Source organism: Pseudomonas azerbaijanorientalis (assembly GCF_019139795.1).
Lineage (GTDB): Bacteria > Pseudomonadota > Gammaproteobacteria > Pseudomonadales > Pseudomonadaceae > Aquipseudomonas > Aquipseudomonas laurylsulfatiphila.
Map to the genome: position 1 here is coordinate 5,140,106 of NZ_CP077078.1, position 25,598 is coordinate 5,165,703.

Annotated in this window: 25 protein-coding genes; 5 read left to right on the top strand and 20 right to left on the bottom strand. The window is 58.7% G+C overall.

What is annotated here, in order from left to right:
- Nucleotides 1-15 precede the first annotated feature (15 nt).
- The 12 genes from tolB to KSS91_RS23030 form a co-directional block, all read right to left on the bottom strand.
- Nucleotides 16-1,296 (bottom strand): Tol-Pal system beta propeller repeat protein TolB, encoded by a 1,281-nt coding sequence (gene tolB / locus KSS91_RS22975; RefSeq protein WP_162831820.1) that lies wholly within the window; start codon nt 1,294-1,296, stop codon nt 16-18.
- Nucleotides 1,297-1,313: 17 nt separating this feature from the next.
- Nucleotides 1,314-2,393: a cell envelope integrity protein TolA gene (tolA, locus tag KSS91_RS22980; RefSeq protein WP_217836211.1), complete on the bottom strand. Its 1,080-nt coding sequence runs from the start codon at nt 2,391-2,393 to the stop codon at nt 1,314-1,316.
- The gene (gene tolR, locus KSS91_RS22985; RefSeq protein ID WP_172435709.1) at nt 2,393-2,845 is read right to left on the bottom strand and encodes a protein TolR; all 453 of its coding nucleotides are present in this window, start codon (nt 2,843-2,845) and stop codon (nt 2,393-2,395) included. The genes tolA and tolR overlap by 1 nt, the downstream gene beginning before the upstream one ends.
- A gap of 23 nt (nt 2,846-2,868) precedes the next feature.
- Nucleotides 2,869-3,564, bottom strand: coding sequence for a protein TolQ (gene tolQ / locus KSS91_RS22990; protein WP_007977321.1), 696 nt, complete (start codon nt 3,562-3,564; stop codon nt 2,869-2,871).
- A complete protein-coding gene (ybgC, locus tag KSS91_RS22995) occupies nt 3,554-4,021 on the bottom strand; it encodes a tol-pal system-associated acyl-CoA thioesterase (protein ID WP_007990726.1) in 468 nt (155 codons plus the stop codon). The genes tolQ and ybgC overlap by 11 nt, the downstream gene beginning before the upstream one ends.
- Before the next feature lie 127 nt (nt 4,022-4,148).
- Nucleotides 4,149-5,210, bottom strand: coding sequence for a Holliday junction branch migration DNA helicase RuvB (gene ruvB, locus KSS91_RS23000; protein WP_015096600.1), 1,062 nt, complete (start codon nt 5,208-5,210; stop codon nt 4,149-4,151).
- The gene (gene ruvA, locus KSS91_RS23005; RefSeq protein ID WP_217836212.1) at nt 5,211-5,819 is read right to left on the bottom strand and encodes a Holliday junction branch migration protein RuvA; all 609 of its coding nucleotides are present in this window, start codon (nt 5,817-5,819) and stop codon (nt 5,211-5,213) included.
- Nucleotides 5,820-5,933: 114 nt separating this feature from the next.
- Nucleotides 5,934-6,458, bottom strand: a complete 525-nt coding sequence (ruvC, locus tag KSS91_RS23010; RefSeq protein WP_217836213.1) for a crossover junction endodeoxyribonuclease RuvC — start codon at nt 6,456-6,458, stop codon at nt 5,934-5,936.
- A gap of 158 nt (nt 6,459-6,616) precedes the next feature.
- The gene (locus KSS91_RS23015) at nt 6,617-7,363 is read right to left on the bottom strand and encodes a YebC/PmpR family DNA-binding transcriptional regulator (protein WP_217836214.1); all 747 of its coding nucleotides are present in this window, start codon (nt 7,361-7,363) and stop codon (nt 6,617-6,619) included.
- Between the two features lie 128 nt (nt 7,364-7,491).
- Nucleotides 7,492-9,267: an aspartate--tRNA ligase gene (gene aspS, locus KSS91_RS23020; RefSeq protein ID WP_007977331.1), complete on the bottom strand. Its 1,776-nt coding sequence runs from the start codon at nt 9,265-9,267 to the stop codon at nt 7,492-7,494.
- Nucleotides 9,268-9,388: 121 nt separating this feature from the next.
- Nucleotides 9,389-9,610, bottom strand: coding sequence for an FmdB family zinc ribbon protein (locus KSS91_RS23025; protein ID WP_007977333.1), 222 nt, complete (start codon nt 9,608-9,610; stop codon nt 9,389-9,391).
- A gap of 136 nt (nt 9,611-9,746) precedes the next feature.
- Nucleotides 9,747-10,082 carry a ribbon-helix-helix domain-containing protein gene (locus tag KSS91_RS23030; protein WP_217836215.1) on the bottom strand — a complete coding sequence of 112 codons (336 nt, stop codon included), beginning with the start codon at nt 10,080-10,082 and terminating at the stop codon, nt 9,747-9,749.
- Between the two features lie 518 nt (nt 10,083-10,600).
- Here KSS91_RS23030 and KSS91_RS28595 point away from each other — a divergent pair.
- A complete protein-coding gene (locus KSS91_RS28595) occupies nt 10,601-11,203 on the top strand; it encodes a cold-shock protein (RefSeq protein WP_095965394.1) in 603 nt (200 codons plus the stop codon).
- 64 nt (nt 11,204-11,267) lie between these two features.
- Here the strand turns inward: KSS91_RS28595 and KSS91_RS23040 are convergent, their stop codons facing one another.
- Both KSS91_RS23040 and KSS91_RS23045 read right to left on the bottom strand, forming a co-directional pair.
- A complete protein-coding gene (locus tag KSS91_RS23040; protein WP_007977339.1) occupies nt 11,268-11,474 on the bottom strand; it encodes a SlyX family protein in 207 nt (68 codons plus the stop codon).
- A gap of 3 nt (nt 11,475-11,477) precedes the next feature.
- A complete protein-coding gene (locus KSS91_RS23045) occupies nt 11,478-11,903 on the bottom strand; it encodes an HIT domain-containing protein (RefSeq protein ID WP_217836216.1) in 426 nt (141 codons plus the stop codon).
- 908 nt (nt 11,904-12,811) lie between these two features.
- Here KSS91_RS23045 and KSS91_RS23050 point away from each other — a divergent pair.
- A complete protein-coding gene (locus KSS91_RS23050) occupies nt 12,812-14,140 on the top strand; it encodes an OprD family porin (protein ID WP_015096606.1) in 1,329 nt (442 codons plus the stop codon).
- A 141-nt stretch (nt 14,141-14,281) separates the two neighbouring features.
- On the opposite strand, the gene KSS91_RS23055 is transcribed toward KSS91_RS23050, so the two are convergent.
- Together KSS91_RS23055 and KSS91_RS23060 are read right to left on the bottom strand one after the other, a co-directional pair.
- The gene (locus KSS91_RS23055) at nt 14,282-15,124 is read right to left on the bottom strand and encodes a mechanosensitive ion channel family protein (protein ID WP_015096607.1); all 843 of its coding nucleotides are present in this window, start codon (nt 15,122-15,124) and stop codon (nt 14,282-14,284) included.
- Nucleotides 15,125-15,259: 135 nt separating this feature from the next.
- Entirely contained in the window at nt 15,260-15,745 is a 486-nt protein-coding gene (locus KSS91_RS23060; RefSeq protein ID WP_007977344.1) for a YajQ family cyclic di-GMP-binding protein, read from the bottom strand.
- A 135-nt stretch (nt 15,746-15,880) separates the two neighbouring features.
- On the opposite strand from KSS91_RS23060, the gene KSS91_RS23065 reads away from it, so the two are divergent.
- Genes KSS91_RS23065 through KSS91_RS23075 form a run of 3 tightly spaced genes read left to right on the top strand, consistent with a single transcriptional unit; the run spans nt 15,881 to nt 19,464 of the window.
- Nucleotides 15,881-16,798, top strand: coding sequence for a putative 2-dehydropantoate 2-reductase (locus tag KSS91_RS23065; RefSeq protein WP_217836217.1), 918 nt, complete (start codon nt 15,881-15,883; stop codon nt 16,796-16,798).
- Between the two features lie 45 nt (nt 16,799-16,843).
- Nucleotides 16,844-18,880 carry a sensor histidine kinase gene (locus KSS91_RS23070; protein ID WP_015096609.1) on the top strand — a complete coding sequence of 679 codons (2,037 nt, stop codon included), beginning with the start codon at nt 16,844-16,846 and terminating at the stop codon, nt 18,878-18,880.
- Between the two features lie 2 nt (nt 18,881-18,882).
- A complete protein-coding gene (locus KSS91_RS23075; protein ID WP_217836218.1) occupies nt 18,883-19,464 on the top strand; it encodes a cob(I)yrinic acid a,c-diamide adenosyltransferase in 582 nt (193 codons plus the stop codon).
- 117 nt (nt 19,465-19,581) lie between these two features.
- On the opposite strand, the gene KSS91_RS23080 is transcribed toward KSS91_RS23075, so the two are convergent.
- The 4 genes from KSS91_RS23080 to secA form a co-directional block, all read right to left on the bottom strand.
- Complete coding sequence (locus KSS91_RS23080) at nt 19,582-20,526, bottom strand: Nudix family hydrolase (protein ID WP_217836219.1); 945 nt, start codon at nt 20,524-20,526, stop codon at nt 19,582-19,584.
- Entirely contained in the window at nt 20,523-21,155 is a 633-nt protein-coding gene (locus KSS91_RS23085; protein ID WP_217836220.1) for a glutathione S-transferase family protein, read from the bottom strand. The genes KSS91_RS23080 and KSS91_RS23085 overlap by 4 nt, the downstream gene beginning before the upstream one ends.
- 138 nt (nt 21,156-21,293) lie before the next feature.
- The gene (gene argJ, locus KSS91_RS23090; protein WP_217836221.1) at nt 21,294-22,511 is read right to left on the bottom strand and encodes a bifunctional glutamate N-acetyltransferase/amino-acid acetyltransferase ArgJ; all 1,218 of its coding nucleotides are present in this window, start codon (nt 22,509-22,511) and stop codon (nt 21,294-21,296) included.
- 120 nt (nt 22,512-22,631) lie between these two features.
- On the bottom strand, nt 22,632-25,367 hold the full coding sequence (gene secA, locus KSS91_RS23095; protein ID WP_015096613.1) for a preprotein translocase subunit SecA: 2,736 nt from the start codon (nt 25,365-25,367) through the stop codon (nt 22,632-22,634).
- Nucleotides 25,368-25,598 lie beyond the last annotated feature (231 nt).

Genomic DNA, 25,598 nt, shown 5'->3' on the forward strand with positions numbered 1-25,598 from the left:
ACGTATAGCGCCGCGTCAGTTCAGGTAAGGGGACCAGGAAGGTTCTCTGACTTCGCCTTGTGCGGTAGGAAGCGGGAGCCTTACGCGTCCATTGATGGACACGAGCATCAAGACTCCCCGGCCCTGCTGGCGGGTGGCGTAGATTACCATGGTGCCGTTGGGCGCGACAGTAGGCGACTCGTCCAGAGTGCTATCAGTGAGGATTTTTACACTACCGCGCTGCAAATCCTGGGCCGCCACCTTGAAATTGGTGAAGCCATCCTGACGGTGAATCATGACAAGCGTCTTTTCATCAGCCGACAATTTAGGGTTGGCGTTGTAGTTGCCGACGAAAGTCACGCGTTCTGCACCGCCGCCACCCGCGCTGGTCTTGTAGATCTGCGGTTTGCCGCCACGGTCGGAAGTGAAGTAGATGGTCGATCCATCCTTGCCCCAGAACGGTTCGGTGTTGATGCCAGGACCGTTGGTGACGCGGCTGATCTGACGCGAACCCAGGTTCATCACATAGATGTCCGGGTTGCCGTCTTTGGACAGCACGAACGCCAGGCGATTGCCATCCGGCGACCAGGCAGGCGCACCGTTCAGGCCTTCGAAGTTGGTGATCTGCTCACGGCGACCGGTGTCGATGTTCTGCATGAAGATACGCGGACGCTTCTGCTCGAAGGAGACATAAGCGATGCGCTTGCCATCCGGTGCGAAACGCGGCGACAGGATCGGCTCACGCGATTGCAGCAGGGTCACGGCGCGGGCACCGTCGTAGTCCGAACGCTGCAGGGTGTAGCGAGTGTTGTTCTCGGAGAAACGCTCGGCCGTTACGTACAGCAGGCGAGTCGAGAAGGCACCCTTGATACCCGTGAGTTTTTCGAACGACTGGTCGGAGATGTAGTGCGCCATGTCGCGCAACTGATCGACACCGCCCGACACGCTGCCGGTCAGCACTTGCTGCTCGGTGGCTACGTTGAACAGTGCATATTGCACCTGCAGGCGACCGCCCGCCGGAACAATGCTGCCGACCATGACGTACTGGGCACCGAGTGCCTTGAAGTCACGGAAGATGATTTCGCCGGCCTGGCTCGGCTGGCTGATCATGTTCTGCTTTGGAATCGGCGAGTAGTAACCCGAGTTGCGCAGGTCGTTACCGATGATTTCCGCCATGTCGTCCGGCAGCACGCTACCGCCCTGGAAGCCGAACGGTACAACGGCGATCGGGGTCGCCCGATCGCTGCCGCTGGTAACCAGAATGTTTTTCTCATCTGCCATCGCCATCCCTGCCATGCAGCAGATAACGACCAGCATTCCTCGAAGAAGGTTTCTCACAAGGCTAGATCCTCAGGTGTGAATGTCATCTTGAATGAACGATACGGAGCGAAATCACTCGGCTTCATTCCCTGCATTTCTGTCAAACGTCCAATATTCTTCACTGCTGCAACAGCCGATGCGTCAAACGGACCGTCGCCACTGGACCTGGACACGCTGACCGAAGTCACCGTACCGTCCGGCAACATGCCGATTTGCAACACGACCGTCATGCCTTTGCGTGCCGAAGGTGGACGAGCCCAGCCTTCCGCTGCTCGCGCACGAATCAGGTCATCGAAACTGCCGGCGACTTCGTCACCCTGCTCATCGGCCAAGGCCTGCTGACGCTGCGGCGTATCGGAAAGCAAATCTGCCAGGGCCTGGGCCTTTTTGTCTTCGGCGGATTTACGCGCCGCTTCCTGCGATTTCTTCTTCGCAGCATCGGCAGCAGCTTTCTTCTTCGCTTCTTCGGCGACTTTCTTCTTCGCCTCTTCAGCCTCGGCTTTCTTCTTGGCGTCTTCCGCGGCTTTCTTCTTCGCGTCTTCGACGATCTTTTTCTTGGCTTCTTCAGCGGCCGCTTTCTTGGCCTCTTCTTCAGCAGCCTTCTTGGCTTCTTCTTCAGCTTTCTTCTTGGCTATATCAGCCAATTGTTTCTCTTCTGCCTTCTTGGCTTGCGCGGCTTTCTTCGCGTCGTCGGCTTTCTTGGCTTCATCAGCCTTTTGAGCCTCGTCCGCTTTCTTCGCCTCGTCGGCCTTCTTGGCTTCCTCGGCCTTTTGAGCCGCCTCTTCTTTCTTTTGTTCCGCAGCCTTCACCGCTTCCTGCTCGACCTTTTTCTGCTCCATCTGCTCGACTTCGGTCTGACGCGCAGCAGATTTCTGCGCCTCTCCGGCAATCTTCTGATTGGTCTGGGTGGTCGCCCGACTTTTCGATTTCAGCTGGTACAGGGTCGCCTGGACAATCGGCTTGGCCGGCGGCAGCTCCGGGGTAAAGGCAAAACTGACGAACAACATGCCGAACACCAGCACGTGCAAGCCAATCGCCCAGACACTAGGCCAGAAGTAGCTTTCCGAGGCGGACGGCTCTCGCTGTTGCTGCATCAGGGCGCCTCGGTAATCAAGCCAACATTACCGACACCGGCTTTCTGCAACCCGCCCATGGCCCCCATGACGGAACCGTAATCGACGGATTTGTCGCCGCGAATGAAGACCTGGGTGTGCTTGCCGCCTTCGTTGCCGACGCGAATGATCTTGGTCACCGCGTCAGTCATCTGCGGCAAGGTCATGGCCCGGTCCTGCTGCTTGTCCGTGTCGACTTCGCTGCCAAGGTTCCAGTAGTAGGTCTTGTCGGATTTGATGGAAATGGTCAGGACCTGGGTGTTGTTGTCCTGCGGCAAGGCTTCGCTGGAAACCTTGGGCAGATCAACTTTCACGCCCTGATTGAGCATCGGCGCGGTCACCATGAAGATGACCAGCAGCACCAACATCACGTCGATGTAGGGCACCACGTTCATCTCGGCGACCGGCTTGCGCTTTTTGCGAGCTCGAGCGATTAAAGCCATTGGAAATTACCTGCTTATTCTTCGCTGGTGTGCACTTTGCGGTGCAGGATCGCCTGGAACTCGTCGGCGAAGGTGTAGTAGCGGCCCAGCAGGGTTTCGCTGCGAGCAGCAAAACGGTTGTAAGCGATAACGGCTGGAATGGCCGCGAACAGACCGATCGCCGTGGCGATCAGTGCTTCGGCGATACCCGGGGCCACAGTGGCCAGGGTCGCTTGCTGGGCGGTGGCCAGGCCACGGAAGGAGTTCATGATCCCCCAGACGGTACCGAACAGACCGATGTAGGGGCTGACGGAACCGACAGTGGCGAGAAAGGGCAGGCTCTGTTCGAGCTTTTCTTCCTCGCGGGAAATCGCAACGCGCATGGCACGGGCCACGCCTTCCATGACCGCTTCCGGATCAACGCCTGACTGCTGGCGCAGGCGGGAGAATTCCTTGAAACCGGCACGGAAGATTTGCTCGACACCCGAATCGGGGTCCGGGTTGCTGCCGGCCTGGCGGTACAGCTTGGACAGGTCGATACCCGACCAGAAGCGCTCTTCAAAGCTCTCCAGGGCACGTCGACCGGCGCGCAGCAAGTTGCTGCGCTGAAAGATCATGATCCACGAGGTCACCGATGCGGCTACCAGGGTCAGCATTACCAGTTGCACCACGATACTGGCATTGCTGACCAGGCTCCACATGGAGGAATGGTCGACGACGTTAGCTTCCACGCTTTATCTCCTGCTTTGAGTGTGTACCCGCGCCGCTCACGTCGGCAAAGGCCGCTCGTAGAGCTTCGGGAATGGCCCGGGGTTTCAAACTTTCAGTGCGCACACAGGCCACCAGAAACTGCCCTTCGCAGAGCAGCACATTATCCGTTGCCCGCCTGACCTGCTGCTTGAAGCGCAGGCTGGCACGGTTCAATTCGATTACTTCAGCGCTTACCAGCAGTTCGTCGTCCAGTCGCGCCGGCGCGTGGTAGCGCGCTTCGCTGGAATGCACGACGAACAACAGGTCCTCCCCTGCCAGCTGTGATTGGGCAAAGCCCAGATCTCGCAGCCGCTCGGTTCGAGCCCGTTCCATAAACTTGAGGTAATTGACGTAATACACGATGCCGCCCGCATCGGTGTCCTCGTAATAAACGCGACAACGATGTGCGAAAGGCTCAAGCCCGTTTTGCGCGCGCATACTCTAGTGCTTACTCCTCAGGTTGCCAATCCGGCCAGGCAACTGTTTTTCATTGATCTGCGGCTTTCTTGCGAAAGTACGGTCCTGGGACCCTACATTGCCCGAAAAAATCAGCACGCAATGTTAATTAATCGTCACTGGCACCGAGGAACTCGTCTGCCACGGGCATTTCGCCCAATCGTGACGGAATGTTTAAACCGAAATGCAGATAGGCATGCCGCGTCACCACTCGCCCCCTTGGCGTACGCATGATGTAACCCTGCTGGATCAGGTAAGGCTCAAGTACGTCTTCAATGGTGTGACGCTCTTCGCTGATAGCGGCGGCCAGACTGTCGACCCCGACCGGCCCGCCATCGAACTTCTCGATCATGGTCAGCAACAGGCGCCGGTCCTGGTGATCGAAACCACGCTCGTCGACGTCCAGCAGGTTCAGCGCCAGGTCGGCAATCGGCTTGGTGATATGCCCCTTGGCGCGAACTTCGGCGAAATCACGCACCCGGCGCAACAGTCGGTTGGCAATTCGTGGCGTGCCACGGGCACGGCGGGCGATTTCGAAGGCGCCTTCCGGGTCCAGCGGCAAGCCGAGGATGCTCGCCGAACGACTGACGATCGTCGACAAGTCGGCGTTATTGTAGAACTCAAGACGTTGAACGATGCCGAAACGGTCGCGCAACGGGTTGGTCAGCATGCCTGCCCGGGTCGTTGCGCCGACCAGGGTGAACGGTGGCAGATCGAGCTTGATCGAACGCGCAGCCGGGCCTTCGCCAATCATGATGTCGAGCTGGAAATCCTCCATGGCCGGGTACAGCACTTCTTCAACGATGGGCGACAGGCGATGGATTTCGTCGATGAACAGCACATCGTGAGGCTCAAGGTTGGTCAACAGTGCTGCGAGATCACCCGGACGCTCCAGCACCGGGCCCGAAGTACTCTTGATCGACACCCCCATTTCCTGGGCGATGATGTTGGCGAGGGTGGTCTTGCCCAGGCCCGGTGGCCCGAAGATCAGCGTGTGATCCAGGGACTCGTTACGACCGCGAGCCGCCTGAATGAACAACTCCATCTGCTCGCGAACGGTCGGCTGGCCAATGTATTCCGCCAGGCTGACCGGGCGGATCGCCCGGTCCTGGACTTCTTCGCGCTCACGCGGACTGTGCGTGGCGGCGATCAGACGATCAGCTTCAATCACTTAGATCATTCCCTTCAAGGCGCGACGGATCATGTCTTCACTGCTCAAGCCTTTCTCCTTGATCGCAGACACCGCTTTGCTCGCTTCCTGCGGCTTGTAGCCCAGGGAGATCAAGGCGCTGACGGCGTCATTTTCAGCAGTGTTCACCGGAGCCGGTCCATCCGGCTGGTTCGGCACCAGGGCAAACATGGCCGGTACGGTTTCCCAGGCCTTGAAGCGATCCTTGAGTTCCACCAGCAAACGCTCGGCGGTTTTCTTGCCCACACCTGGCACCTTGGTCAGCGCCGAAGTGTCCTGGGACTGTACGCAACGAACCAGTTCGTCGACTTCCAGACTCGACATCAAGGCCAGCGCCAGTTTCGGCCCGACACCATTGAGGCGGATCAACTCGCGGAAAAAATCGCGCTCACGCTTGCCGACGAAACCATAGAGTAACTGTGCGTCTTCACGCACGACCAGATGAGTGTGCAACGTCAGCGGCTCACCGACCGACGGCAAGCGAAAGAGGGTCGTCATGGGCACTTCGAGTTCATAACCCAGACCGTTTACATCCAGAATCAGGTGTGGAGGCTGCTTCTCAGCCAGGGTGCCGCGCAAACGTCCAATCACGTTACAAATCCTTGAGCGTTGGCCAGCTCTGGGCCAGCGACTGATGGAGCAAGGGAGTGGCGCCGACAACCCAGGCGAAACGCCCTCACCCCATGAAAATGATTGCTGATGCTATCAGAGACGCAGGCGCCCGCCACGACTGCGTGCCGTCCCGAGACCATGGGGCAGCAGACTGGAGCGGGTATGAGCATGACAGATGGCAATGGCCAGGGCGTCCGAAGCATCGATCTGCGGCTTGCTGGTCAGCTTGAGCATGTGCATGACCATCATCTGCACCTGCTCCTTGTTGGCCGAGCCGGTACCGACCACTGCCTGCTTGACCTGGGTTGCGCTGTATTCGGCAATTTCCAGGCTTTCCTCGGCTCCCGCCACGATCGCCGCGCCACGGGCCTGCCCCAGTTTCAGGGCGGAATCAGCGTTACGGGCCATGAACACCTTTTCGATCCCCATGGTCACCGGATGGTAGGTCTGAATGATCTCCCGCACCCCGCGGTAGACAATCTGCAGTCGCTCAGGCAGCTCGCCGGCACCGGTGCGGATACAACCGGAGGCGACGTACTCGCAGCCACGGCCGGTATCACGAACCACACCGTAACCGGTGATGCGCGAACCGGGGTCGATACCAAGAATTAAAGTCATAACGCCTGCGGGATAAGAAAGAACACGATCTTCAGCTCAGCGAATAATAAATGTGGGAGCGGGCTTGCTCGCGAATGCGGACTATCAGACAACATCGTTGCTGAATATTAAACCGCTTTCGCGAGCAAGCCCGCTCCCACATGGATCGTGGCCACCCTTTAACCGAGCTGTGCGGCCACCGACTCCGGAATCTCCGCGTTGGAGTAGACGTTTTGCACGTCATCCAGGTCTTCGAGCATGTCGATCAGCTTGAGGACTTTCTCGGCGCCTTCCAGATCGAGCTCGGCGCTGGTGGTCGGCAGCATGACGATTTCCGCGTCGTCACCCTTGAAGCCCGCCGCTTCCAGTGCGTTACGCACGGAATAGAATCCGGCAAACGAGGTGAACACGTCGATCGAACCGTCTTCGTTGGTCACCACGTCATCGGCGTCGGCTTCCATGGCCGCTTCCATCAGCGCGTCTTCGTCAGCGCCGGCAGCGAAGGAGATCTGCCCCTTGCGCTCGAACAGATAGGCCACCGAACCGTCAGTCCCGAGGTTGCCGCCACACTTGCTGAACGCATGGCGAACCGCGGCCGCAGTACGGTTACGGTTGTCGGTCATGCATTCAACCATCACCGCCACGCCGCCTGGACCATAACCTTCGTAGGTCAGCTCGACCACGTCGTCGGTGTCGGCAGCGCCGGTACCGCGGGCGATGGCACGATCAATGATGTCGCGGCTCATGTTGGCACCCAGGGCCTTGTCCAGGGCCAGGCGCAGACGCGGATTGGAGCCTGGATCACCACCACCCTGACGGGCAGCAACGGTCAGCTCACGAATCCACTTGGTGAAGATCTTGCCCCTCTTGGCATCCTGACGTTCTTTGCGGTGCTTGATGTTCGCCCACTTGGAATGACCTGCCATAACTCGCTCCGAATTCTCTTTGAAACATTGCCCGCCGCGCTGTATTGCGCCGGCCGGCAAACAAAAATCTTGAACAGCTCTGCCTATAAAGAAAGGGCGCATCCGCAGATGCGCCCTTCGGGTCAGCCTTACTCGGCCTTAGGCGTTTCACGCAGACGAATGTGCAACTCGCGCAATGCCTTGGCATCCACCTGGCCCGGTGCCTGGGTCATGACATCGGCCGCGCTCTGGGTTTTCGGGAAGGCGATCACTTCACGGATCGACTGGGCGCCGGTCATCAGCATCACCAGACGGTCCAGGCCGAAGGCCAGGCCACCGTGCGGCGGAGCGCCGTATTTCAGGGCGTCGAGCAGGAAGCCGAATTTCTCTTCCTGTTCCACTTCGTTGATGCCCAGCAGACGGAAGACCGCTTGCTGCATCTCTTTGCGGTGGATACGGATCGAACCGCCACCCAGTTCGGTGCCGTTCAACACCATGTCGTAGGCACGGGACAGAGCGCCCGCCGGGTTGGCTTCCAACTCCGCCGGGGAGCACTTCGGCGCGGTGAACGGGTGGTGCAAGGCACTGAAGCTGCCGTCGTCGTTCTCTTCGAACATCGGGAAGTCAACGACCCACATCGGAGCCCATTCGCAGGTCAGCAGGCTCAGGTCGTGACCGAGCTTGATGCGCAATGCGCCCAACGCTTCGCTGACGATCTTGGCCTTGTCGGCACCGAAGAACACGATGTCGCCATCAACTGCACCAACACGATCCAGAATCACGTTGAGGTTGGCTTCAGGGATGTTCTTCACGATCGGCGATTGCAGACCGTCAACGCCATTCGCACGCTCGTTGACCTTGATGTACGCCAAGCCTTTTGCACCGTAGATGCCGACAAACTTGGTGTAGTCGTCGATCTGCTTGCGCGGCATGCTCGCGCCGCCAGGCACGCGCAGGGCGGCGATGCGGCATTTCGGGTCGTTGGCCGGGCCGCTGAACACCTTGAAGTCGACTTCCTTGAGCTGGTCGGCCACGTCAACCAGTTCCAGCGGGTTACGCAGGTCTGGCTTGTCGGAACCGTAGCGGCGCATGGCTTCTTCGAAGGTCATGTGCGGGAACTCGCCGAATTCCAGGCCCAGCACTTCCTTGAACAGGTTGCGGATCATTTGCTCGGTCAGGCCCATGATCTCTTTTTCATCGAGGAAGCTGGTCTCGATGTCGATCTGGGTGAATTCCGGCTGACGGTCGGCACGCAGGTCTTCGTCGCGGAAGCACTTGGCGATCTGGTAGTAACGGTCGAAGCCGGCCACCATCAACAGTTGCTTGAACAGCTGCGGCGATTGCGGCAAGGCGAAGAACGAACCGGCATGAGTACGGCTCGGCACCAGGTAGTCGCGCGCGCCTTCCGGGGTAGCCCGGGTCAGGATCGGCGTCTCGACGTCGAGGAAGCCGTTCTCGTCCAGGAAGCGACGGATGCTGGTGGTCATGCGCGAACGCAGACGCAGCTTCTCGGCCATTTCCGGGCGACGCAGGTCGAGGAAGCGATAGCGCAGGCGGGTTTCTTCGCCGACGTCGGAGAACTCGTTCAGCGGGAACGGCGGGGTTTCCGATTCGTTCAGCACTTCCAGCTCGTAGCCGAGGACTTCGATCATGCCCGACGCCATGTTGGCGTTGGTCGCACCGGCCGGACGCAGGCGAACCTTGCCGGTGATCTTCACGACGTACTCGCTGCGCACGCGATCGGCTGCGGCGAAGGTTTCAGCGCGGTCCGGATCGAACACGACCTGGGCCAGACCATCACGATCACGGATATCGAGGAAAATCACCCCACCGTGGTCACGGCGACGGTGAACCCATCCGCAAAGGGTAATTTCCTGGCCGTCCAGGCTTTCGTTCAGTTGGCCGCAATAATGGCTGCGCATCATGGTCGTGGTTTCACTTCTCGTAATTCGAAATTCGGTTGGAGATCCTACAGCAGCCCTGCCTTTAAAAAGTCGCCGGGTGATGCAAGAACTCGCGTGTGTCGTTCAATTCAGGTGCAGGACCTTAGTCAGCTTTGTCGCCGCCGGCCAGGTTCTTCTTGGAACCGGTCTTGAAATCGGTTTCGTACCAACCCGTGCCGCTGAGGCGAAAGCCCGGCATGGACAGCATTTTCTTAAGCTCTGGCGCCTGACAGGCAGGGCAGTCGACCAGCGGTGCATCGCTGATCTTTTGAATGGCTTCCAACTGATGACCACAGGAAGCACATTGATAATCGTACATCGGCATGGAGGTTGTCTCGGCGATCAGATTGCTACCGCACACGCAGGGTTTCGCGGCAAAGAGCGGGATTATATCCATTAAATGCGGCCTGTGCAGCCGTAAGACTGCACAGACCGACACTCTGCCGTTTTCGCCGCCCTGACTAGGCGGTGACGATGCATCCCCCTTCCTTGAGGCTGTGTACGACACAGACAACCCGCACCAATCCACTGAAATTCCTGACACCGCCATGACGCAAGTGAACTTCGCGATCCACATGGGATAACAGGCTACTGACCGAACAACCGTTGGCCCGGGCCATCCCTCCCAAAATATCCCAATAAACCTGCTCAAGCCGCAAACAGGTAGCGAAGCCATTCAATCGTACGGAGCGGGACAAGGGCTGGGCCAATCCCATATCGAATTCACGAACAAACGGATCAACCCTTACATCCCTGTGCGAACCGTATCGCCCCTCTTCTTGCCTTTGATAAACCATAACGCTGACACTCCTTTGCCATCCTGGTTTCTTAAAGCGCAACTGCCTGTCGACTTATAAAAACGCAGGTGCAAAGGTGTTTTCCAGCCGACTTTATGACCCTCGACGTAGGATAAGCCAACAACTTATGGCAGACCCTGGAGATCGTCCTACTCCGGACGTTTTCCCACACAGTGAAGCGATGCCCCCTTCAGAAACAACCTATGGAATGGCGTAGGAAAGAAGAGCGCCAAGCATCCATGCGACTGCATACACGGATCAGCAAGTCACTTGCCTTACCGCCGCCCCGGAACTTCGGGCAACCTGCGGCAAATCACCGCCAAAGAGCCGCCGGACGCCCTGATTTGAGTAGCCTGCGGCTTTGCTGTTAAATAGACGACGTGTCGCCAGTGCCTATTTTTCCGGGCACGGCGCATAGGCTGATACCGGGCACGTGTCCAACGCCTCTTTATTGTCTTGAAGCGAACCGTGCGCCATCAGCTCTTCCTTGTGAGCTGTCTTAACGTGAGTTAATCAAAATGTTGAAAATCGTCCATCTGTTGATAGGCGCAGCAGCCTTGCTGCTGTCCTTCATCCCTAGCCTGCACCCTGAAGCCTTGCCTTACCTGCAACAACCTGATGCGCTGTACCTGGCCTTTTTCGGCCTGCTCAATCTCACGCTTGCACCTGTCATCCCTTACTGGAACAAAGGTCCGCGCCACCAACTGCAAAACCTGGTCAGTGTCCTGCTGGCTCTGGCGGTAGTCCTGCAGACTCTGACGCTGATCGCGCCGATGCCTGTCATCGCCGGTCAACCTGCCGTTCTGTTCAGCCTGGTCGCAGCCCTGATCGCTGTTGCCCTGCACCTGGGTATCAGCTTCTACAAATCGTCACCGGTCGCTGCCTCGCCAAGCTACGACATGAGCAACCGCGATACCGGCACCGTCAAGTGGTTCAACACGTCCAAAGGCTTCGGCTTCATTTCCCGCGACTCCGGCGACGATATCTTCGTCCACTTCCGGGCCATTCGCGGTGAAGGCCACCGTGTCCTGGTAGAAGGCCAGCGCGTGGAATTCTCTGTCATGAATCGTGACAAGGGCCTGCAAGCCGAAGATGTGATCGCCGCACTGCCGCGTCGCTGATTCAAGGCTGAAAAAAACCGCGCACAGCCTGGCTGTACGCGGTTTTTTAATGCCTGCATGTTGGTTAGTAGTGCGGCGGTGGCGCTTCCTCTTCGAACGATTCGAACTGGCCGACCATTTCCTCCTGCCGTTTGAGCAACGCAGCCATTTGCAGTTGAAGACGCTCGACCACCCGCTGCTGCGCGACCAGCACATCATTCAATGCCTGGATGGTGTCATCCTGAAAGGCCAGGCGGCTTTCAAGGTCGGTAACGCGTTCTTCCAGGCTCATGGTTCAGCCCTCCAGAAACGTAAAGTCATCGGTCAATATCAGACGCAAACGCTCGCGAATGGCGGCAATCTGCTCCGAAGTGTAGGGTTTTGCCGGATGCCTGCCCCAAACTGGCGCTGGCCAGGCGGCATCTTCGTGCTTGCGCACAATCACGTGCATGTGCAACTGGCTGACGACATTGCCCAGCGCCGCAACATTCAATTTGTCCGCATCGAACGAGTCCTTGAGCACTTGCGAAAGCGCCGTCGTCTCCTGCCAAAGCTGCAGCTGGTCTGCGACATCCAACTGAAATATCTCGCTGATAGCCTCACGACGAGGTACCAGGATGAACCAGGGATAGTTCGAGTCGTTCGACAACAGTAACCGGCAGAGCGGAAAGTCCCCGATCGGTAACGTGTCTTGTTGAAGTCGTGGATCTAAAGCGAACACTGCGCGTACTCCCGCCGGGTCATCATTTTTCAGCTTAGCGCCCATCCAGAGGAGCGGCGCACCAAGCGACCGGACGGCAGCATACCTGTGAACGACGCACTCTTCACGGCGAACCTTGCACAGACGCCACGAATACCAGCTTAAAGCTGACAGCCTGCCCCCGTATGAGACACTTTTCGACGCCGCGCACCACCACAGAACCGGTCAGCCGAAAAAAACGCCGAAATGACTGATAAACAACGAAGAGTTCGCGTCAGTCACTCGATCAACAGGAATGAACTCAGCGCAAAATTAAAAATTTTTGCACCAAAACCGCACAGCGGGTCTACGCTGGATGCTTCGACATCCGCCATTTACTCACTGGCGGGGTGAACCGGTAACATTTTTGGTTGTCAGGCAGTCGGCCAGAAGGGTGCAACATGATGTGAGGCAAATCGTCAAGCTCACAGTAATAGCGCTTGAACACCCCGATTTTATGAGGTTTTTACAGCGTCAGAGAGTCAATTTGAAAAAACCGCAGCAAAACTTGATTTTGTGCACGCTTGTTGCATACATACCCAACATCACCTGAGTGGCACCCGCTGGAAGCGGGGGCATTCAGGCAAAAAAGACAGTGGCAAGGTAGCCCGATGGAGATTCAAACGTTTCACCAGGACTCTTTTTACCGATACCCAGGCTCAGAAAACAGCATTAAAGTTGTCAGCCCGGTTGCGTCGGAGCTCGAAATTTGCGACATCTACCTCGCTGTTTGCGACATGGTCGTAAAGAAGGCGAAAGGTTAGATACGCAAGTATCGCCAACATTGTCGGCGTGATATAAGTTTGCGCCGACACAAAAAGAAAGAGCCGCCCAGATAATAAAACAGGTGGGACGGCAGTACTCTTCTAAAACCAAAGGAGCAAATCACGATGCGCGTGATGAAGTGGAGCATGATCGCACTGGCAGTTGCAGCAGCAGCCAGTACCCAATTGGCTACGGCCGCACCTTTCGTAAGTGACCAGGCTGAAGCCAAAGGTTTTGTTGAAGACAGCTCCTTGAACTTGCTGGTTCGCAACTACTACTTCAACCGTGACCGCAAAGATGGCGCCACCGACCAGAAAGACTGGACCCAAGGTATCTGGGGCAACTTCAGCTCCGGTTACACCCAAGGCCTGATCGGTGTCGGCGTTGATGCGTACGGTTACCTGGCAATCAAGCTGGACGGTGGCGACGGCACCGGTGGCACCGGCAACATGAGCCGTGACGCTGATGGCGAAGTTAACGACAGCCAGGGCAAAGCCGGCGGCGCCGTTAAATTCCGCGTATCGAAAACCGAGCTGAAAGTCGGCGATATGCAGCCAAGCACTTCCCCAGTGTTCGCTGTGGGCGGCTCCCGCATCCTGCCGCAAACTGCCAGCGGTATCCAACTGCAGAGCAGCGAAATCAAAGACCTTGACCTCGAAGCCGGTCACTTCTACTCGGCAAGCAGCCAGGACAGAAACGCCCGTGACGGCGACCTGTGGGCAACCTACGCCGGCGTTAGCGCCAACAAGATCGACTACTTCGGCGGCAAGTACGGCATCACCGACAACCTGTCGGCTTCGCTGTACGGCGCCAAGCTGGAAGACATCTGGAACCAGTACTACGCCAACCTGAACTACACCATCCCGCTGGGCGGCGACGAATCGCTGAACCTGGACGGTAACATCTACAACACCAAAGACACTGGTGATGCCAAAGCCGGCGATATCAGCAACACCACGTACTCCCTGGCTGCTGCTTTCTCGTTCATGAAAGCACACACCATTACCCTGGGCTTCCAGAAGGTCAACGGTGACACTCCGTTCGACTACATCGGTGTGGGCAAGAACAACCGCGGCGGCGACTCGATCTTCCTCGCCAACTCCATCCAGTACTCTGACTTCAACGCTCCGAACGAGAAGTCTGCCCAGGTTCGTTACGACCTGAAAATGGCTGAGTACGGCGTTCCAGGTCTGAGCTTCATGACCCGTTACGTTAAAGGCTGGGACATCGACGGTACCAACACTCCAGCCAACAGCGCTTACGCTGGCCTGTACGGTGCGGATGGCAAGCACAACGAGACCAACTTCGAAGCCAAGTACGTTGTTCAGACTGGCCCGGCAAAAGACCTGTCCTTCCGTATTCGTCAAGCATGGCACTTCGCTAACGCTGACGAAGGTGAAGGCGACGTGAAAGAGTTCCGTTTCATCGTCGACTACCCGCTGTCGGTTTTGTAATCGCATCCAGTTAGTTTGCGGTAACAAAACAAAAGGCCCATCTTCGGATGGGCCTTTTTTGTTGTCCGTGCAAATTGTTCAATTATTGAACAACCGCCCTACATGTCTGACCGAAAAGTCAGGCATATATGACAAAGTCAATCACTGCACTGCGGACTCCTGAACCACGCGAATAACCCGCTGTGGAAATGGAATATCGATGCCGGCCTCTCTCAAACGATCACGGGACAGTTCGTTGAACATGAACATCACATCCCAATAATCCGCTGTCTTCACCCAGACACGCAGGGAAACAGTGATAGAACTGTCACCCAATGTCGAAATGACTGCCTGAGGTTCCGGGTCAGTCAATACACGCGGATCCGTGGCCAACTCCAGCAACACTTCCCGAGCTTTCTGCAAGTCCGCTTCATAATCGACGCCCACATCAAACACGACTTTGCGGGTCGGCTGGCGATTGGTGTTGGTGATAATGCCGTTGGACAGATTACCGTTGGGTACGATGATGGTCTTGTTGTCACCGGTGCGCAGTACGGTATGGAAAATCTGGATGCTGTCGACGGTGCCGGCAACCCCCTGAGCCTCGATCCAGTCGCCGATTCGAAACGGACGGAACAGCAAGATCAACACGCCGCCGGCGAAGTTCGCCAGGCTGCCCTGCAAAGCCAGGCCAATGGCCAGGCCCGCCGCACCAATCGCTGCCACAAACGAAGTGGTTTCCACACCGATCATCGAGGCTACGCTGACGACCAGCAGGATCTTGAGGATGATATTCGCCAGGCTGCTGATAAAGCCCTGCAGCGCCAGGTCGGCATTGCGCAATGCAATCAGACCGCCGAGCTTTTTCGTGACTTTGTTGATCAGCCACCAGCCGATGGCCAGGGTGATGACCGCCAGCAGTACGCGACTGCCGTATTCCATGATCATCGGGATCCAGGTTTGGGATACCTTGACCAGGTTGTCTACCTCAGCGCTTAAATCCATCTACTTTCTCCTGTTTTCCGGCTATGCGGCATGCGTAAAAAAAGCGGCAGAAAGATCGAACCGCGACGGGTTCAATCGTTTCTGCCGTTGCTTGGGTCTGCGACGTCACAAACGCCAAGAGGTTCCCGCTCAAGGTCAGTCGCGGAAGTTGTTGAACTGCAGCGGCATACCGAACTCCTTGGCCCGCAGCACAGCAATGGCTTCTTGCAGGTCATCACGCTTCTTGCCGGTAATACGAACCTGCTCGCCCTGAATGGCTGCCTGGACCTTGAGCTTGGCATCTTTGACGTGAGCAACGATTTTCTTCGCCAGCTCCTTGTCGATGCCTTCCTTGAGGACGGCTTCCTGCTTCATCAGCTTGCCCGACGCGAAGGCATCCTTGACTTCGAGGCACTGCACGTCGATTTTGCGCTTGACCAGAGCCAGCTTGAGGATCTCAATCATCGCTTCGAGCTGGAAATCCGCTTCTGCGGTCAGGTTGACGGTCAGGTCTTTTTCCTTGAACTCGAAGCTGCCTTTGCCTTTCAGGTCATAACGACGATCGAGCTCCTTGACGGCGTTCTCGACCGCGTTGGTGACTTCGTGTTTGTCCAGTTCGGATACCACGTCGAACGACGGCATGTAATCTCTCCAAATTTAAAGGCGCACCGATGGAGCGCGCCTGGCTTGCGGTTAAAATCCGCGCTGATTATAACGGGTCTTTCCCATCATTCACTGTGAGCTGCCGATGCACGCCTTAAACAGAGCAAAAAGCTGATGTCCACCACCTGGCATGTACTCGGCGCCGGCAGCCTCGGCACTTTATGGGCAACACGTCTGGCACGGACTGGCGTGCCGGTCAGGCTGATCCTGCGGGACACCGCGAGACTGCAGGCCTATGAAGCTGCAGGTGGATTGACACTGGTGGAACACGGCCAGGCGCAACACTACGCCGTGCCCGCCGAAACAGCGGACAGCAGCGAGCCGATCAACCGCCTGCTGGTGGCGTGCAAGGCCTACGATACCGAAAGCGCGGTGGCCCGACTGGCGTCACGCCTGGCCCCCGACGCCGAACTGATCCTGCTGCAAAATGGCCTGGGCAGCCAGGACGCGGTGGCCGCACAGGTTCCCCAGGCACGCTGCATCTATGCCTCGAGCACAGAAGGCGCCTTCCGCGATGGCGATTGGCGCGTGGTGTTTGCAGGACATGGCTTCACCTGGCTGGGGGATGCGAGCCATCCGGTCGCGCCGATCTGGCTCGATGACTTGAGCGCTGCCGGCATCCCTCACGAGTGGAGCACCGATATTCTGACCAGGCTGTGGCGCAAGCTGGCTCTCAACTGTGCGATCAACCCGCTGACGGTGCTGCACGATTGCCGCAACGGCGGTTTGCAGCAACATCAGTGCGAAGTGGCCACCCTGTGCGGTGAACTGGTGGAGTTGCTTGAGCGTTGCGGTCAGCCGGCAGCCGCCGAAAACCTGCAGCAAGAAGTCGAACGGGTGATTCACGCCACCGCGGCCAACTACTCGTCGATGCATCAGGACGTCACGAGCCAGCGCCGCACGGAAATCAGCTACCTGCTGGGCTACGCCTGCAAAGTGGCCGGGCGTCATCAACTGAACCTGCCTCACCTCAATCAACTTCAGGCAAGGTTGATCGCACGCCTGCAAAGCCTTGGATTGCCCAGCGACTGAGCAGCGGCTACGCTGGCCACTTGTTCCTTGTCTGCGATGAATCCGATGCCATTGCGCCAGCGCCTTGAAAACCTGCCCGTCGGCCAGAAACTGCTGGCCGCCCTGCTGGTACTGATGGTCACCGTCCTGCTGGTTGCCAACCTGACCTTTATCAGCGCCGCGTACTACATCTCCCAGGAAAGCATGGCGCCCCAGGCCCTGCAGACCATCGGCCGGCTTGTATCCAACCCCAGCCTGGCCTCCGAAGCCCTGGCGTCACCGCAAAGCGCCGAGCGCCTGCTGAATGAACTCAACAGCTATTCACCGTTGCGCGCGGCAGCCCTGTATGACGCAAAGGGTGAGCGGTTGGCGCAATTGCAGCATGGCGACAATCTGGAGCTGCCCAAACATTTCCGGCATATCGAAGACTGGCAGGTCACCGAGTTTCGCACCAATCAAGTCATCACTTTGGCCCGCCCCGGCGCTGCACCGGGACATTTGCTGCTGGTCGCCAGCAGTGAACTGCCAGTGGCGTTCTACACCGGGACCCTGACGGCCAGCCTGGGCATTCTGATCTTCAGCGTGCTGCTGTGGCTGATCATTGCCCGCCAGATCAAGCGCCTGATCACCCGGCCGATCCACCAGCTTGAAGAGTTGTCGCGACAGGTAACCCGTGAAGAAAACTACGCACTGCGTGCTTCGCGAGGAAACCACGATGAAATCGGCAGCCTCGCCGAGGCGTTCAATACCATGCTCTCGCGGATCGAGGCCAGGGAGCAGCAACTCAAGCGGGCTCGGGACGACTCCCAGGCCGCTTACGACCAGGCCCAGGGCCTGGCGGAAGAAACTCGTCATACCAACCGCAAACTGGAGCTCGAAGTCCAGGTGCGCAGCAAGATCGAGAAAAAGCTCACGGGCTTTCAGAACTACCTCAACAGCATCATCGACTCCATGCCGTCGGCGCTGATCGCCCTCGACGAACAGCTCTACGTGACTCAATGGAACCAGGAAGCCAGCGCCCTGTCCGGCACACGCCTCGATGAAGCCCTGAACCAACCCATCTTCCTCGCCTTCGAACCGCTCAAGCCGTTCTTGCCGCAACTCAAGGAAACGGTCGAGCAGCATACGGTGGCCAAAATCGAACGTGTCACCTGGCTCAAGGACGACGAGCCCCGCCACTACGCCCTGACTTTCTATCCGCTGATGGGCGGTGCCGGGCGTGGCGTAGTGATCCGGATCGACGACATCACCCAGCGCCTGTCCCTGGAAGAAATGATGGTGCAGTCGGAGAAAATGCTGTCGGTAGGCGGTCTTGCCGCCGGCATGGCTCACGAGATCAACAACCCGCTGGGTGCGATCCTGCACAACGTGCAAAACATTCGCCGACGCCTGTCCCCCGACCTGCCGAAAAACCTGGAAGTGGCCGAACAGGCCGGCATCGAACTGGCGACGGTCAATCAGTATCTGAAAATCCGCGAAGTGCCACAGTTGCTCGACGGTATCCAGCAGGCCGGTGCCCGGGCCGCCAAAATCGTCACCCACATGCTCAGTTTCAGCCGTCGCAGCACCCGCCAGATGGCCCCGTGCGATCTGCCCGCCCTGATTGATCAGGCGGTGGAAATTGCCGGCAACGATTTCGACCTGGCGATCGGCTTCGACTTCAAGGGTCAGGCCATCATTCGTCAGTTCGACCCGGCGCTAGGCCCGGTCCCCGGCACCGCCAACGAGCTGGAACAAGTACTGCTCAACCTGTTGAAAAACGCTGCGCAAGCCATTCACCAGCGCGAGGACGACAGCGAGCCGGGGCGGATCATTCTGCGCACCAGGCTGAACCCTCCATGGGCGGAAATCCAGGTCGAGGACAACGGCATCGGCATGAGTGAAAGCGTGCGCAAACGGACCTTCGAACCCTTCTTCACCACCAAGGAAATCGGTCAGGGCACCGGACTTGGGCTGTCGGTGTCGTACTTCATCATCACCAATAACCACAAAGGGCAGATGGAAGTGCAATCGACCCTGGGCCAAGGCACTTGCTTCACCTTGCGCCTGCCCCTGGCGAGCACACCACCTGTCGCGCAAGAACTCAATCTGCTATCGAGGTAACCATGGGCTTTCGTCTGTCGAAGATTTACACCCGCACTGGCGACAAAGGCGAGACTGGGCTGGGCGATGGCCGTCGCGTCCCCAAGGATCACCCGCGGATCGAGGCCATTGGCGAAGTCGATACGCTCAACAGTCAGGTGGGCGTGTTGCTGGCCGGGTTAGCGGCGCAAACGGATACTTTTGCCGGCTTGCAGGAAGTGATCGAGGTTTTGGCGCCCTGCCAGCATCGATTGTTTGATCTGGGAGGCGAGCTGGCAATGCCGGTGTATCAGGCCTTGAATGCAACGGAAATCGAGCGCCTGGAAGCGGCGATCGATGTGTGGAATGAAGAGTTGGGGCCGCTGGAAAACTTCATCTTGCCCGGCGGTTCGGCGCTGATTGCCCAAGCCCATGTCTGCCGTAGCCTGGCGCGCAGTGCCGAACGGCGGTGTCAGCATTTGAATGCGATTGAACCGTTGGCCGGGGTTGGTCTGGCGTACATCAATCGGTTATCGGATTTGTTGTTTGTCGCAGCAAGGCTGATTGCCAAGCGTCAGGGCGTGGCCGAGATTCTATGGCAGCCGGCGGCGAAGCCTGAGGTTTAGCCAGCGCCTGTCAGGGCCCCTTCGCGAGCAAGCCCGCTCCCACAGGTTTTGTGTGCGCCACAAATCCACTGTGGGAGCGGGCTTGCCCGCGAAGAGGCCAGCAGGAACGCTACAAAATCAGGCCTCAGGCCAGAACGCCCGAATCCCCGCCACACCCTGCGCGCCCGCCGCCCAGGCTTTCTCGACCTCGGCCGGGCCAACGCCACCCAGCAGGAACACCGGCTTGCTGAAGCCCTCGATCAAGCTCGACGCCTGCTCCCAACCCAACGGCTCGGCGCCAGGATGCGTCAGGGTGGGTTGCACCGGCGACAGAGTCACGAAATCCACCCCCATCTGTTCGGCCAGCGCCAGTTCTTCAGCGTTATGGCAGGAGGCCGCCAGCCAGCGCGATGCCGGTAGCGGTCGGCCGGCCGCTGCGTATTTGCGCAACTGCGCCGAAGTGATGTGCCAACCCGCGGACGGGAAGTCGCCCAACCATTCGAACGGCCCCTTGAGCATCAATTGTGCCTTGCCGGCACACAGGCCCACCGCATCGACAGCCAGGTCGCGATACTTGGGATCGTAACCGTTCGGTGCGCGCAACTGGATCAACTTGATGCCACCGGCAATGGCTTTCTGGATGCCACGCAGCAACGCCGGGGTTTCCAGATCTTCCGGGGTAATCAGGTACTGCGATGACAATCGGGCCGCCGCGACGATCGGCTGATTGGCCGCCGGGAACTCGTAACCCGACAGGTCCCGGGGCGCCACCCAGGCCAGCGGTTGGCCTTCGGCACCGTGGGGCTCGCCGCTAAACGCCGAGACCTCCCAGACATCCAGCAACACCTGCTTGTCCGGGTAATCGTGCCGGACCTTGATCAGCGGGCGCGCCGCGTCGACCACGATGCCCAGCTCTTCATGGAGCTCACGGGCCAGTGCGGTTTCGACCGACTCGTCGGCCTCGACCTTGCCTCCGGGAAACTCCCACAGGCCGCCCTGGTGCTGCGAATCGGCACGGCGGGCGATCAGGATCTGGCCACTGCCATCGCGGATGACGGCGGCGGCGACATGGACTCGCTTCACTTTTCCAACTCCTCCAGTCCGGCCTTCTGCCAGGCCTTGAACGCCGGCCATTGGTAGAGGGTTTCAACATAGGCTTCGTCAGCCGCGGACAGTTTCACCCGATAGGTACGCAGACGAACGGCGATGGGTGCAAAGAACGCGTCGGCCAACGTGATGCGGCCAAACAGGTACGGACCGCTCTCGGTCGCAGCGGCACGACACTCGGCCCACAGCGCCGACATGCGTTCGATGTCCGCCTGGACATCGGCCGGGACCGGCGACAACGCTGCGTCATGGCTCAGGTCGAACGGCATGTTGCCGCGCATGGCGAAAAAGCCGCTGTGCATCTGCGCGCACGCCGAACGCGCCTGGGCACGGGCGGCGGTGTCTTTGGGCCACAGGTTCGCGTCGGGAAACCGTTCTGCCAGGTATTCGGCAATCGCCAGGGAGTCGGCGATGGTGCCGTGTTCGGTCTTCAGCAGCGGGACCTTCCCGGTCGGCGAATGCTTGAGCAGGCGCTCGCGGGTGCCCGGCTGGTTCAGCTTGATCAGTTCTTCGGTGTAGGAGGCGCCTGCCAGATCGAGGGCCAGAGCGCCGCGCAGGGACCAGGAGGAATGCAATTTGTCGCCGATGATCAGGTGCAGGCTCATAGTCAGGACCTTTTGATGAGGGGGACAGGCCAAAATCTCTAGCGTCTGGTCGTCAGCCTTCGCGAGCAAGCCCGCTCCCACAGTGTCACCATTGAACCCTGTGGGAGCGGGCTTGCTCGCGAATGGAGCGACTCGGTCTTAAGTACGGTACTCGGCGTTGATTTTCACGTACTCGTGGGACAGGTCGGTGGTCCAGATGGTTTCGCTGCAATCGCCACGACCCAGCTCGATACGAATGGTGATTTCTTCCTGCTGCATCACCGCCGCGCCCTGGGCTTCGGTGTAGGTCGCGGCGCGCGCGCCACGGCTGGCAATGCACACGTCACCGAGGAACACGTCGATCTTGCTGACGTCCAGGTTCGGCACACCGGCACGGCCAACGGCGGCCAGGATACGGCCCCAGTTCGGGTCGGAAGCAAACAACGCAGTCTTGATCAGCGGCGAGTGAGCCACGGTGTAGCCGACATCCAGGCACTCCTGGTGATTGCCGCCGCCATTGACTTCAACGGTCACGAACTTGGTTGCGCCTTCGCCATCGCGAACGATGGCCTGGGCCACGTCCATGCACACTTCGAACACCGCCTGCTTCAACTTGGCGAACAGTTCGCCCTCTGCACGGGTGATTTCCGGCAGCGCCGCCTGCCCTGTGGCGATCAGCATGCAGCAGTCGTTGGTCGACGTATCACCATCGATGGTGATGCGGTTGAACGACTTGTTGGCGCCATCGAGCATCAGGTTTTGCAACACATCGCGGGAGACTTTGGCGTCGGTCGCGATGTAGCCGAGCATGGTCGCCATGTTCGGGCGAATCATGCCGGCGCCTTTGCTGATACCGGTCACGGTGACGGTCACGCCGTCGTGCTGGAACTGACGGCTGGCACCTTTGGGCAGGGTGTCGGTGGTCATGATGCCGGTGGCGGCAGATTCCCAGTTGTGGATCGACAGGTCGTCAAGGGCCGCTTGCAGCGCGCCTTCGATTTTCTCCACAGGCAACGGTTCGCCGATCACACCGGTGGAGTACGGCAGCACCTGGCTGGCATCGACGCCGGTCAGCTCGGCCAGTTTGGCGCAAGTGCGCTCGGCGGCGGCCAAGCCTGGCTCGCCTGTCCCGGCGTTGGCATTGCCGGTGTTGGTCAGCAGGTAACGCACAGGGCCTTGTACGCGTTGCTTGGCCAGGATCACCGGGGCGGCGCAAAAGGCGTTCAGGGTGAACACGCCGGCTACCGTGGAGCCTTCAACACAGCGCATGACCACAACATCCTTGCGCCCCGGGCGCTTGATGCCAGCCGAGGCGATACCGAGTTCAAAACCGGCAACCGGGTGCAACGTTGGCAAAGGACCAAGACCAACAGCCATGAATGCGCTCCTTTATAAATGATGTCAGCACCGTTTCAGGAAGACGGTGGTTCGAATGGTAAAACGCCGCGACGGCAGAAGCCGGTCGCGGCGCGGGTATTTCAGCGATTGAAACGGGTTTTACTGGATCTGCCCGTGGCAATGCTTGAACTTCTTGCCCGAACCGCAGTAGCACAGCTCATTGCGACCCAGCTTGTGCTCGCTGCGAACCGGGGCAGCGGCGAGAGCCACATCGACCTCTTCGCCCAGCACTTCCGGTTGCTCCAGACCTGGAGCTTCTTCATGCAGGAACTGCATGCGAGCGGCCAATGCCTCGGCTTCCTGGCGCAGGCGCTGCTCCTCTTCGATCGGGTCTTCGCGGCGAACCTGAACGTGAGACAGCACACGGATCGAGTCGCGCTTGATCGAGTCCAGCAACTCGGAGAACAGGGTAAACGACTCGCGCTTGTATTCCTGTTTCGGGTTCTTCTGGGCATAACCACGCAAGTGGATACCGTGACGCAGGTGGTCCATGGTCGACAGGTGGTCTTTCCACAGGTCGTCCAGAACGCGCAGAACGATTTGCTTCTCGAAGGTGCGCAGCGCTTCGGCGCCCGCCTGGTCTTCTTTCTCGTTGTACGCCGCGACGAGCTCGTTCATGAGCTTCTCGCGCAGGGTTTCTTCGTACAGGTGATCGTCTTCGTCGAGCCATTGCTGGATCGGCAGCGTCACACCGAAGTCGCTCTGCAACGCAGCTTCCAGACCGGCAACGTCCCACTGCTCAGGCAGCGATTGCGGAGGAATGTGTGCGCTGACAGTGGCGTCGAGCACGTCCTGGCGGAAGTCAGTGATGGTCTCGCCGATGTTGTCGGCGGCCAGCAACGTGTTACGCATGTGATAAATCACTTTACGCTGTTCGTTGTTGACGTCGTCGAACTCGAGCAGTTGCTTGCGGATGTCGAAGTTGCGGCCTTCGACCTTGCGCTGGGCCTTTTCAATGGCGTTGGTCACCATGCGGTGCTCGATCGCCTCGCCAGGCTGCATGCCCAGGGCCTTCATGAAGTTCTTCACCCGGTCAGAGGCGAAGATGCGCATCAGGCTGTCTTCCAGCGACAGGTAGAAACGGCTGGAACCGGCGTCGCCCTGACGACCTGCACGACCACGCAACTGGTTGTCGATACGGCGCGATTCGTGACGCTCGGATGCAATCACCTGCAAACCACCCGATTCGAGCACTTGCTGGTGACGCTTCTGCCAGTCAGCCTTGATCTGGGCAATCTGCTCAGGGGTCGGGTTTTCCAGGGAAGCCACTTCCACTTCCCAGTTACCGCCCAACAGGATGTCGGTACCACGACCGGCCATGTTGGTGGCGATGGTCAGTGCACCCGGGCGACCTGCCTGGGCAATGATCTCGGCTTCCTTTTCGTGGAACTTGGCGTTCAGAACCTTGTGTTCGATGCCTTCCTTCACGAGCAGGCTGGACATGTGCTCAGAGGTTTCGATGGTGGCGGTACCCACCAGCACCGGACGACCAGCGGCCATGCTTTCCTTGATGTCGGCCACGATTGCCGCGTATTTCTCGTCGGCGGTCAGGAACACCAGGTCGTTGTAGTCTTTACGCGCCAGCGGCTTGTTCGGCGGAATCACCATGACCTGCAGGCCATAGATCTGGTGGAACTCGAACGCTTCGGTGTCGGCCGTACCGGTCATGCCGGACAGTTTGTTGTACAGACGGAAGTAGTTCTGGAAAGTGGTCGATGCCAGCGTCTGGCTTTCGGCCTGGATGTTCAGGTTTTCCTTGGCTTCGATGGCCTGGTGCAGGCCTTCGGACAAGCGGCGACCCGGCATGGTACGGCCGGTGTGTTCGTCGACCAGTACGACCTGACCGTCCTGCACGATGTATTCGACGTTGCGATGGAACAGCTTGTGCGCACGCAGGCCGGCGTAGACGTGAGTCAGCAGGCTCAGGTTGTGCGCCGAGTACAGGCTTTCGCCTTCAGCCAGCAGGCCGATGCGGGTCAGCGTTTCTTCGACGTACTGGTGACCGGCTTCGTTGAGTTCGACCTGACGGGTCTTCTCGTCGACGGTGTAGTGACCGGCCTGGGTCACTTCGCCTTCGACTTCTTCAACGTGCAGCTTGAGCTGCGGGATCAGCTTGTTGACCTCGATATACAGCTTGGAGCTGTCTTCGGCCTGACCGGAGATGATCAGCGGCGTACGGGCTTCGTCGATGAGGATGGAGTCGACTTCGTCTATCACGGCAAAATTGAGTTCGCGCTGGAATTTTTCTTCCATGCTGAACGCCATGTTGTCGCGCAGGTAGTCGAACCCGAATTCGTTGTTGGTGCCGTAGGTGATGTCGGCGGCGTAGGCAGCACGCTTCTCTTCCGGCGGCTGGAACGGCGTGACAACGCCGACCGTCATGCCGAGGAATTCATACAGCGGGCGCATCCAGTTGGCGTCACGGCGGGCCAGGTAGTCGTTCACCGTCACAACGTGCACGCCTTTGCCGGACAGCGCGTTGAGGTAAACGCCCAGTGTTGCCACCAGGGTCTTGCCTTCACCGGTACGCATTTCCGCGATCATGCCTTCATGCAAGGTCATGCCGCCGATCAGCTGGACATCGAAGTGGCGCATGCCCATGACACGCTTGCCGGCTTCGCGGGCGACCGCAAAGGCTTCTGGCAGGAGCTTGTCGAGGGATTCCCCTTTGGCGATACGGGCCTTGAACTCGCTGGTCTTGGCACGCAATTGATCGTCCGAAAGGGCCACCATTTGCTCTTCGAAGGCATTGACGAGTTGCACCGTCTTGAGCATGCGTTTGACTTCACGCTCGTTCTTGCTTCCAAAAAGTTTCTTTAACAAAGGCGCAAACATATCGGCAGGATCTTCCACACTAAAGGGATGGAGGGCGGCCCCGTGAGTCGCCCGTGCAGCCCTCATGGCCGCATGCGAACGAGCATTCTACCCGGAAACGGTGGTGAGGAAAGTGGCGATATTCCACGATGCTGGCACAGCGCTTTGACGGGGCTCACTTAAAATAGGGGCGTTTTGCTCAATTTCAAGCCGTTCAAGGCAGAAGTTAGTTGTTGATTTAATGGGTAAAGC

Excerpts from the sequence above, each read along its gene's own strand:
- tolB (WP_162831820.1), bottom strand. The coding sequence starts at position 1,296 with ATGCTGGTCGTTATCTGCTGCATGGCAGGGATGGCGATGGCAGATGAG.
- tolA (WP_217836211.1), bottom strand. The coding sequence starts at position 2,393 with ATGCAGCAACAGCGAGAGCCGTCCGCCTCGGAAAGCTACTTCTGGCCT.
- ybgC (WP_007990726.1), bottom strand. The coding sequence starts at position 4,021 with ATGCGCGCGCAAAACGGGCTTGAGCCTTTCGCACATCGTTGTCGCGTT.
- ruvC (WP_217836213.1), bottom strand. The coding sequence starts at position 6,458 with ATGACTTTAATTCTTGGTATCGACCCCGGTTCGCGCATCACCGGTTAC.
- KSS91_RS23015 (WP_217836214.1), bottom strand. The coding sequence starts at position 7,363 with ATGGCAGGTCATTCCAAGTGGGCGAACATCAAGCACCGCAAAGAACGT.
- aspS (WP_007977331.1), bottom strand. The coding sequence starts at position 9,267 with ATGATGCGCAGCCATTATTGCGGCCAACTGAACGAAAGCCTGGACGGC.
- KSS91_RS23025 (WP_007977333.1), bottom strand. The coding sequence starts at position 9,610 with ATGCCGATGTACGATTATCAATGTGCTTCCTGTGGTCATCAGTTGGAA.
- KSS91_RS23030 (WP_217836215.1), bottom strand. The coding sequence starts at position 10,082 with ATGGTTTATCAAAGGCAAGAAGAGGGGCGATACGGTTCGCACAGGGAT.
- KSS91_RS28595 (WP_095965394.1), top strand. The coding sequence starts at position 10,601 with ATGTTGAAAATCGTCCATCTGTTGATAGGCGCAGCAGCCTTGCTGCTG.
- KSS91_RS23040 (WP_007977339.1), bottom strand. The coding sequence starts at position 11,474 with ATGAGCCTGGAAGAACGCGTTACCGACCTTGAAAGCCGCCTGGCCTTT.
- KSS91_RS23050 (WP_015096606.1), top strand. The coding sequence starts at position 12,812 with ATGCGCGTGATGAAGTGGAGCATGATCGCACTGGCAGTTGCAGCAGCA.
- KSS91_RS23055 (WP_015096607.1), bottom strand. The coding sequence starts at position 15,124 with ATGGATTTAAGCGCTGAGGTAGACAACCTGGTCAAGGTATCCCAAACC.
- KSS91_RS23060 (WP_007977344.1), bottom strand. The coding sequence starts at position 15,745 with ATGCCGTCGTTCGACGTGGTATCCGAACTGGACAAACACGAAGTCACC.
- KSS91_RS23065 (WP_217836217.1), top strand. The coding sequence starts at position 15,881 with ATGTCCACCACCTGGCATGTACTCGGCGCCGGCAGCCTCGGCACTTTA.
- KSS91_RS23070 (WP_015096609.1), top strand. The coding sequence starts at position 16,844 with ATGCCATTGCGCCAGCGCCTTGAAAACCTGCCCGTCGGCCAGAAACTG.
- KSS91_RS23075 (WP_217836218.1), top strand. The coding sequence starts at position 18,883 with ATGGGCTTTCGTCTGTCGAAGATTTACACCCGCACTGGCGACAAAGGC.
- KSS91_RS23085 (WP_217836220.1), bottom strand. The coding sequence starts at position 21,155 with ATGAGCCTGCACCTGATCATCGGCGACAAATTGCATTCCTCCTGGTCC.
- argJ (WP_217836221.1), bottom strand. The coding sequence starts at position 22,511 with ATGGCTGTTGGTCTTGGTCCTTTGCCAACGTTGCACCCGGTTGCCGGT.
- secA (WP_015096613.1), bottom strand. The coding sequence starts at position 25,367 with ATGTTTGCGCCTTTGTTAAAGAAACTTTTTGGAAGCAAGAACGAGCGT.